The 7,333-nt window shown below is 48.5% G+C and carries 5 protein-coding genes; 4 read left to right on the forward strand and 1 reads right to left on the reverse strand.

Annotated features, from left to right (window positions below):
* On the reverse strand, positions 1–115 hold a 115-nt coding region (locus tag VSR74_RS23050), incomplete at its 3' end, for a transposase (RefSeq protein WP_347796822.1).
* 271 nt (positions 116–386) lie between these two features.
* Here VSR74_RS23050 and hsdR point away from each other — a divergent pair.
* From hsdR to VSR74_RS23070, 4 genes are all read left to right on the forward strand, one after another.
* Positions 387–2,828, forward strand: coding sequence for an EcoAI/FtnUII family type I restriction enzme subunit R (hsdR, locus tag VSR74_RS23055; RefSeq protein ID WP_347796818.1), 2,442 nt, complete (start codon positions 387–389; stop codon positions 2,826–2,828).
* A 72-nt stretch (positions 2,829–2,900) separates the two neighbouring features.
* Positions 2,901–4,373, forward strand: a complete 1,473-nt coding sequence (locus VSR74_RS23060) for an N-6 DNA methylase (protein ID WP_347796819.1) — start codon at positions 2,901–2,903, stop codon at positions 4,371–4,373.
* Positions 4,373–6,151 carry a restriction endonuclease subunit S domain-containing protein gene (locus VSR74_RS23065; protein WP_347796820.1) on the forward strand — a complete coding sequence of 593 codons (1,779 nt, stop codon included), beginning with the start codon at positions 4,373–4,375 and terminating at the stop codon, positions 6,149–6,151. Before VSR74_RS23060 ends, VSR74_RS23065 begins: the two co-directional genes overlap by 1 nt.
* Before the next feature lie 10 nt (positions 6,152–6,161).
* Entirely contained in the window at positions 6,162–7,259 is a 1,098-nt protein-coding gene (locus VSR74_RS23070; RefSeq protein WP_347796821.1) for a nuclease, read from the forward strand.
* The last annotated feature ends 74 nt before the right edge of the window (positions 7,260–7,333 follow it).

The following is a 7,333-nucleotide window of genomic DNA, read 5'->3' on the forward strand; positions in this document are numbered from 1 at the left end:
TGTAAAAGGTGGCGTCGGAAATGGCGTGCTTACGGCAGAGCTCACGGGCAGAAATCCCGGCTTCAGCCTCGCGGAGGATACTGATGATCTGTTCGTCGGAAAAACGCTTCTTCATGGGGTTGTCCTCATGTGGCTTATGAAGACATTACTAACATCGCGGTGTGTTAATCAACGGGGAGCAGGTCATACGGATGCAACGAAGTGCCCGAGCGACCATTGACGGGACGCCCCAGGAATAACAATACTTCAATCTGATCGTTGTTATTGCCGCATCACATAGTGCGGCAATAACAACGATGTATATCCAAAACCTCGTTTCAGGTCATTACGTCAGGCACTATTCTGTGTAAAATCAGAGCTAACCCAATTTCGTGGAGTGCCCTGCTATGGCTGGCGTGAACAAAACGCACCTGACTGAAACAGACATCATTACTAAATTCATCCTTCCTGCGGTTAAGGATGCGGGCTGGGATGTGATGTCGCAGATTCGGCAGGAAGTGAAACTTCGCGATGGCAAGATTGTAGTCCGTGGCAAACTGGCGTCACGTATCAAAGTTAAGTCTGCCGATATCGTGCTGTACCACAAACCTAACTTGCCATTAGCAGTTATCGAAGCCAAGGCTAACAAGCACGCCATCAGTAAAGGGATGCAGCAGGGACTGGACTACGCAAGCCTGCTCGATGTTCCTTTTGTATTTGCCTCCAACGGTGATGGGTTCATCTTCCACGATAAAACTAATCTGCAGCAGCTCGAATCCGAAATTGCCCTTAGCGACTTCCCAACACCTGAACAGCTCTGGCAAAAATACTGTGTCTGGAAAGGGTTCACTCAGGAGCAATTGCCGGTTATCAGCCAAGAATATTTCGACGACGGCAGCGGAAAATCACCCCGTTATTATCAGATGCAGGCGATTAACCGAACGGTGGATGCCGTTTCGGCAGGTAAGAATCGCATTCTGCTGGTCATGGCAACCGGTACGGGCAAAACCTACACCGCATTCCAGATTATCTGGCGGCTTTGGAAGGCCAAAAACAAAAAACGCATCCTCTTCCTCGCGGACCGCAATATTCTTGTCGATCAAACCAAAAACAATGATTTCCAGCCTTTCGGCGCGGCAATGACCAAAGTCTCCGGACGCACTATTGATCCCGCCTATGAGGTGCATCTGGCGCTGTACCAGGCCATTACCGGACCGGAAGAACACCAGAAAGCCTATAAACAGGTGGCGCCTGATTTCTTCGATCTGATTGTGATTGACGAATGCCACCGTGGCAGCGCATCTGAAGATTCTGCCTGGCGAGAAATACTGGAGTATTTCGGCAGCGCCACTCAGGTCGGTCTGACGGCAACGCCAAAAGAAACGGAAGACGTCTCCAATATCGATTACTTCGGTGAGCCGGTTTACACCTATTCGCTGAAAGAGGGTATTGAAGACGGTTTCCTCGCTCCTTACAAAGTCGTGCGCGTTGATATCGACGTTGATGTCCAGGGCTGGCGGCCCGTCAAAGGTCAACTGGATAAATACGGCGAAGAGATTGAAGACCGTATCTACAATCTGAAAGATTTTGATCGCACGCTGGTGATTGATGAGCGCACCATGCTGGTGGCGCAGACCATCACCGATTACCTGAAACGTACCAACCCGATGGATAAAACCATCGTTTTCTGCAACGACATCGATCACGCCGATCGAATACGCCATGCGCTGGTGGTGCTCAACCCCGAGCAGGTGTTGAAGAACGAAAAGTACGTGATGAAAATCACCGGCGACGATGATATCGGCAAGGCGCAACTGGATAATTTTATTAACCCTAAAAAAGTTTACCCTGTTATTGCGACAACGTCGGAGTTGATGACCACCGGCGTTGATGCGCAGACCTGTAAGCTGGTGGTGCTGGATCAAAACATTCAGTCGATGACCAAGTTTAAACAGATCATCGGGCGCGGAACGCGTATCAACGAAAAGCATGGCAAGCTGTGGTTCACCATTCTCGACTTCAAAAAAGCGACCGAGCTGTTTGCAGACCCACGCTTTGACGGCCTGCCAGAAAAAGTGCTGGTAGTAAAACCCGGCGATATTTCCGACAAAGATTCAGACTTCAACGAACAACTTGATGCGGAAAATAATGCGGAAGACGGAGATAGTGACGCCAGTGAAGCGCGAGAAGACGCCGCTGACTATCAGGTCAATCGTGACAAGCATTCAGGCAGCGGTGAATTCCATGACGATGATGAAAACAAAGTCCGCAAATTCTATGTGAATGGCGTGGATGTAAAAGTACTGGCTAAGCGCGTTCAGTATTACGATTCTGACGGCAAACTGGTGACCGAATCTTTCCAAGATTACACCCGCAAAACGATGCTCAAAGACAGTGATTACGCTTCGCTGGATAGCTTCGTGCGCAAATGGCAGGATGCACCACGCAAACAGATCATCATCGAAGAACTGGAGCAACTGGGTATTCTGTGGGACGTGCTGGCCGAAGAGGTAGGTAAAGAGCTCGACCCGTTTGATTTGCTCTGTCATGTGGTGTACGGTCAGCCGCCGTTGACGCGCCAGGAGCGCGCGGCGAACGTGCGTAAGCGTAACTATTTTACGAAATACGCCGAACCTGCGCAGCAGGTGCTTAATACCCTGCTGGACAAATACGCCGATGAAGGCGTGCAGGAAATTGAGGATGTTCAGGTACTTAAACTGAAGCCGTTCGATACGCTGGGACGTCCGATCGAAATCATCAAAACACACTTTGGTGACAAAAAGGCGTATGAGCAAGCCGTCAATGAACTGGAAAACGAAATCTACCAGTTACCGCCACGCTCAGCCTGACAACCTATAAATCTATTGCCACTGGCCGCGTCTGCGGCCAGTGGCATCCTTTTTTAAGTATGGAAAGAAAACATGTCGATTAGCTCAGTCATTAAATCCCTTCAGGACATTATGCGTAAAGACGCCGGTGTGGACGGCGATGCCCAGCGTCTGGGGCAGCTTTCATGGCTGCTGTTTTTGAAGATTTTTGATACCCAGGAAGAAGAGCTGGAACTGGAACAGGACGACTACCAGTTCCCGATCCCTCAGCGCTACTTATGGCGTAGCTGGGCGGCAAACAGCGAAGGCATAACCGGTGAAGCATTGCTGGAATTTGTTAACGACGACCTGTTCCCGACGCTGAAAAACCTCACCGCGCCGATCGATAAAAACCCGCGTGGTTTTGTGGTCAAACAGGCGTTCAGCGATGCCTACAACTACATGAAAAACGGTACTCTGTTGCGTCAGGTGATCAACAAGCTCAACGAAATCGACTTCAGCAGCAGCCAGGAACGTCATCTGTTTGGCGATATCTACGAGCAAATTCTGCGCGACCTGCAAAGCGCCGGGAACGCGGGTGAGTTCTATACCCCGCGTGCCGTAACGCGCTTTATGGTCAACCGCATCGACCCGAAGCTGGGCGAGTCGATTATGGATCCAGCATGTGGTACCGGCGGTTTCCTCGCCTGCGCCTTCGACCATGTGAAAGAGCATTACGTTAAAACGACCGAAGACCATAAAACACTGCAAAAGCAGATCTATGGCGTAGAGAAAAAGCAGCTTCCGCATCTGCTGTGTACCACCAATATGCTGCTGCACGGCATTGAAGTGCCGGTGCAAATCCGTCACGACAACACGCTGAATAAACCGCTCTCTTCCTGGGATGAGCAGGTCGATGTAATTGTTACCAACCCACCATTTGGCGGCACCGAAGAAGACGGCATTGAAAAAAACTTCCCGGCAGAGATGCAGACCCGCGAAACCGCTGACCTGTTCCTGCAACTGATTATCGAAGTGCTGGCCGACAAAGGCCGCGCGGCGGTGGTGTTACCGGACGGCACGCTGTTTGGTGAAGGTGTCAAAACCAAAATCAAAAAGCTGCTCACCGAAGAGTGCAACCTGCACACCATTGTGCGGTTACCGAACGGCGTGTTTAACCCGTACACCGGCATCAAAACCAATATTCTGTTCTTCACTAAAGGTCAGCCAACCAAAGAGGTATGGTTCTATGAGCACCCGTACCCGGACGGCGTGAAGAACTACAGCAAAACCAAGCCGATGAAGTTTGAAGAGTTCCAGGCGGAAATTGACTGGTGGGGGAACGAAGCTGACGATTTTGCCAGCCGCGAAGAGAACAATCAGGCGTGGAAAGTCAGCATCAAAGACATCATCGCCCGTAACTTCAACCTTGATATTAAGAACCCGTACCAGGGTGAAACCATCAGCCACGATCCGGATGAGCTGCTGGCACAGTACCAGAAACAGCAGGCGGAAATCAGCGAGCTGCGTAACCAGTTGCGCGATATCCTCGGTGCGGCTCTGGCGGGCAGCAAGGAGGCGAACTGATGACCGTTGAGAAACTGATCACCGACCATATCGATATTTGGTCTTCTGCAGTGCAAACCCGCTCCACTGCTGGGCGGGGTAGTAACGGTAAAATCGACCTCTACGGCATTAAGAAACTGCGCGAGCTGATTCTGGAACTGGCGTTGCGCGGCAAACTGGTGCCGCAGGACCCGAATGATGAACCGGCGTCTGAGTTGTTAAAGCGTATTGCCGCAGAGAAAGCGGAGCTGGTGAAGCAGGGTAAAATGAAAAAGCAGAAGCCGCTGCAGGAAATTAGCGAGGATGAGAAACCGTTTAAACTGCCGGTGGGATGGGAGTGGGTACGTTTGGGGGATTTGGGTTTAATTGGCTCGAGCAGCCGGGTGCATCAACAGGATTGGAAACCTGACGGTATACCTTTTTATCGGGCTCGTGAAATTGTAACTTTAGCAAAATATGGCGAAGTAAATAATGATTTATTTATTTCACCTGAATTGTTTGAAAGTTTATGTCTGAACGGGTTATCACCTGAAACTAATGACATTATGCTCACTGGCGTGGGGACGATAGGTGTACCTTACATTGTTAAACCTTATGATAAATTTTACTTTAAAGATGCAAGTGTTCTTATTTTTAAAAATACTCATGCGATTTATTCGGAATATTTAAATAAAATATTCACTTCCAAGTATTGGAAAGATGAGATCCACAAATATAGCATGGGAACAACCGTTCACACATTGACAATAAGTAGAGCAAATGAGGTTTTAATTCCTTTTGCTAGTGAACAAGATCAAATTGGTTTGGTTTCAAAAATAGATGAACTTATGCTCCTTTGTGACCAACTGGAGCAGCAATCGCTAACCAGTCTGGACGCACATCAGCAACTAGTTGAAACCCTGCTGGCAACGCTGACCGATAGCCAAAATGCCGAAGAACTCGCCGAAAACTGGGCGCGAATCAGCCAGCATTTCGACACGCTGTTTAACACCGAAGCGAGTATCGATACGCTTAAACAAACCATTCTGCAACTGGCTGTTATGGGTAAGCTGGTGCCGCAGGATCCTAACGATGAACCGGCATCTGAACTGCTTAAACGTATTGAGCAGGAAAAAGCGCAACTGGTGAAAGAAGGTAAAATCAAAAAGCAAAAACCGTTGCCGCCAGTGAGTAATGAGGAAAAATCATTTGAATTGCCTGATGGTTGGGAATGGACCACGATGCAAGGACTATATCCAGAGTTCCAAAATGGATTATCTAGCCGAGGCAGTTCGTCAGGTAAAGATAGTATTGTTATCCGTCTTGCAGATATAAAAGACTGGAAGGTATCCTTTGCTGACACTAGAGCAATAGCTATAACTGATTCGGAAAAGCAGAAATATTGTCTTGATAAGAATGATATATTAATAGTTCGTGTTAATGGTAGTGCTGATATTGTTGGTGGGTTTATTCTATATGATGATGACCAAAACGTGTGCTATTGTGATCACTTTATTCGATTACGGCTTCCGTATAAGAGAGTTATTGATGAGAACTACTTAATACTGGTTGCTTCTTCTCCGTTGATACGAAGGAAAATTAATAATTTATTTATTACAACCGCAGGTCAGAAAACCGTCAATCAAACACATGTAAGTTCTCTTTTGTTCCCTTTACCACCATATAAGGAACAAAATTGTATTGTTGCCAGGGTTAACGAGTTATTTAGTTTATGCGGACAACTCAAATTACGATTGCAATCCGCCCAACAAACCCAGCTTCACCTAGCGGATACGCTCACTGAAGCAGCATTAAACTAAGGAACAGACGATGCCGGTTCATCATGCAATCTGGCGGATAGGGGAGAATCCCCAGCCGCTAACCATCAGCAAACTCGCCAGCGAGCAACTGCTGGAGAAGATGATTTTAAACGACCCGACTATCCTCTCCGATCAGTGGATGATCATCGGCCATCAGGAAAATACGCTCGATAAAGGGCGTATCGATCTGCTGGCGATTGCGCCGGATGCCTCGCTGATCCTGATTGAACTGAAACGCGACCGCACGCCACGTGAAGTGGTTGCTCAGGCGCTGGATTACGCCTCCTGGGTGGATGATTTAAGTGCCGAGCGTCTGTCGCAGATTTACGATAGATTTTCCGGTGGTGGAAACTTGGGTGACGCATTCAGACAACGCTTCAACGCCGAGCTGGAAGATGATTTCATCAACAAGTCACATCAAATCATTATTGTCGCAGCGGAACTGGATCCGTCCACCGAACGCATCGTCGACTATCTGAGTAAGAACGGCATCTCGATTAACGTTCTGTTCTTTAAAGTATTCCAGCATGGTGATGAACAGTTCTTAAGCCGTGCCTGGCTTATTGATCCGAGCGAAACGCAAACCAATGCCGCACAGGCCACTGCTACAAGTGCCAATGCGAAGGAACCCTGGAACGGTGAGTTTTACGTCTCGTTTGGCGATTCAAACAGTCGCGTCTGGGAAGAGGCGCGCCGCTACGGGTTTATCAGTGCGGGGGGCGGGAGCTGGTATAGTCAGACGTTAAAACAGCTTCAGCCTGGCAATCGCGTCTGGGTGAAAATACCTGCAACGGGTTACGTCGGCGTCGGTATTGTACAGAGCGCCGTTGAGCCTGCCAGTAGCTTCACCATCAATACTGACGACGGCGAAAAGCGGGCGATGGATGTGCTTAAGTACAGCGTTCTCTATCACCGGAACGCAGATGACCCCGATAAGTCCGAGTATTTTGTTCCCGTGAAATGGCTGGAAACCCGTAGTGAGCAAGACGCGGTGAATGAGGTCGGATTCTTCGGCAATCAAAATACGGTCTGCAAACCAACAACTCCAAAATGGCGACACACTATTGAAAAACTTAAGCGATATTTCGGAAACTGGAATATAAATTAGCAAATTGAATTAAATAATATCATTAACGATGAGGGTTGGTATGGTTATACCAGAAGATGGACTCTTAGAGGTAG

This window comes from Pseudocitrobacter cyperus, from assembly GCF_039889165.1.
Classification (GTDB): domain Bacteria; phylum Pseudomonadota; class Gammaproteobacteria; order Enterobacterales; family Enterobacteriaceae; genus Pseudocitrobacter; species Pseudocitrobacter cyperus.

Coding starts and splice junctions, on each gene's coding strand:
- hsdR (WP_347796818.1), top strand. CDS start 387: ATGGCTGGCGTGAACAAAACGCACCTGACTGAAACAGACATCATTACT.
- VSR74_RS23060 (WP_347796819.1), top strand. CDS start 2,901: ATGTCGATTAGCTCAGTCATTAAATCCCTTCAGGACATTATGCGTAAA.
- VSR74_RS23065 (WP_347796820.1), top strand. CDS start 4,373: ATGACCGTTGAGAAACTGATCACCGACCATATCGATATTTGGTCTTCT.
- VSR74_RS23070 (WP_347796821.1), top strand. CDS start 6,162: ATGCCGGTTCATCATGCAATCTGGCGGATAGGGGAGAATCCCCAGCCG.